The organism is Cellulomonas sp. IC4_254 (assembly GCF_011603975.1).
Classification (GTDB): domain Bacteria; phylum Actinomycetota; class Actinomycetes; order Actinomycetales; family Cellulomonadaceae; genus Cellulomonas.
Genome location: NZ_JAANNB010000356.1, coordinates 1 through 1,610 on the forward strand (window position 1 = coordinate 1; position 1,610 = coordinate 1,610).

Consider the following 1,610-nt stretch of genomic DNA (forward strand, 5'->3'; position numbering starts at 1 on the left):
CCCGCCCACCGGCCCGCCCGCGCCGGCCTCGGGCCCGCCGTCGGCGGACCCACCGCCCGCGCCGGCGCCGGGCGTCGCGCTCCCGGGCCCGCCGTGCCCGCCGCGGATCCCGACCCGCGCGTCGGCGTGCGCGCCGGCGACGCCGTGCCAGCCCAGCACCTTCGCGACCGGCACGACGAGGGTGCTGCCGTGCTCGTACGGCTCCCCGAACACCCGCCGAACGGAGATGATGTCGCTCGCCGCGCGGGTGAGGCCGGGCAGGTCGGGGTGGGTCTCGTCGGTCATCGTCGTCCTCCTCGGTGGGTGTCCGTGCGCCCACCGTGGCACGGCGGGTCGCACGCCCACCAGGGGCCGCGCCGGGTCAGCCGGAGGCGCAGGAGGTGCTGGCGGCGAACGCGGTCTCGTCGTCGAGCAGCTGGCGCAGCGTGCTCACCGGGACGACGAAGCTCTGCCCGGTGGAGTTCTTGGCGTACACGACGCCGACCACGCGCCCCTCGGCGTCGAGCACCGCGGAGCCGGAGCTGCCGGGCTCGACCTCGGCGTTGGTCACGAGCACCTGGCCGAGGTTCTCGTTCAGCGGGTCGGTGGTCGCGCCGATGACCTGGCCGCTGGTGACGGTGAGCTGGCCGCCCTGCGGGTAGCCGACCACGGTCACCTCGTCGCCCGGGTTCGGGTCGGCGTCGGCGAGGCCGGGCGCGGACGGCAGCGGGTCGGCGGTGCGGACGACCGCGAGGTCCGCCAGCGCCGCGGTCGACGACGCCGTCACGGCGACGTCCCGGCCGTCGTAGGTGCTGAGCTGGAGGTCGGCGGAGTCGGCGACCACGTGCCGGTTCGTGATGAGGGTGGTCTCGTCGATCGCGAACCCCGAGCCGGTCGACAGCGAGTTGCAGCCGACGTTCCGGATCCGGACCGCCATCCGCTGGGCGGCGTCGAAGCCGTCGGGGGACAGGTTGCCGGACGAGGACGGGGTGGGCACCGGCACGCTCGACGGCACCAGGTCGGTCGGCACGGGTCCGGGCATGGCCGGGAGCACGCCGCACCCGGCCAGCAGCAGGACGGCGGCGGCGCCGACGGCCGCGCGACGGGCGGAGGTGCGGGTCACCCGGTCGCCCCGGCCGCGAGCTGGCGCTGCAGCTCCGTGTTCGCCACGGTCGCCGCGTTGCACACGCCCTGGACGTCGCTCTTGAACCGCTCGAGGTCGGCGGGGTCGTAGGCCTGGGCGTCCTCGAGGTACGTGATGAGCTGGTTCTGCGCGTCGATGCAGGTGGACAGCGCGGACGCGACGTTCGCGGCGGCCTGCGAGATGCGCTCCTGGTAGTCCACGAGCTGGCGCTGCACCTCGCGGTCGTCGCCGACCTGGGCCTTCTCGTCGGCGAGCTGCGTGATCCGGCTCTGCGCGGTCGACAGCTGCTCGTTGACGGCGTCGAGCTCCGCCAGCGTGCCGTCGTGCTGGGTGCGGAGCGTGGCGAGCTCGGTGCCGATCGTGCGCCCCTGGGCCTCGACGCCCGCGGCGTACTCCTCGTACCGGACGGTGCGGACCCACAGGTAGGCCGCCAGCGCCGTGACCAGGACCAGCAGCACCGACAGGACGACGACGGCCCAGGGCCGGC

At 75.5% G+C, this 1,610-nt stretch carries 2 protein-coding genes and 1 pseudogene; all 3 read right to left on the reverse strand.

Annotated features, from left to right (window positions below; genetic code table 11):
• Positions 1 to 285 (reverse strand): annotated as a pseudogene (locus G6556_RS18725) (hypothetical protein); the annotation flags it as partial.
• Positions 286 to 361: 76 nt separating this feature from the next.
• Complete coding sequence (locus G6556_RS18730) at positions 362 to 1,102, reverse strand: serine protease (RefSeq protein WP_346775009.1); 741 nt, start codon at positions 1,100 to 1,102, stop codon at positions 362 to 364.
• Positions 1,099 to 1,610: hypothetical protein (locus G6556_RS18735; RefSeq protein ID WP_166944644.1), on the reverse strand; the 512-nt coding region annotated here is incomplete at its 5' end. The genes G6556_RS18730 and G6556_RS18735, both read right to left, overlap by 4 nt.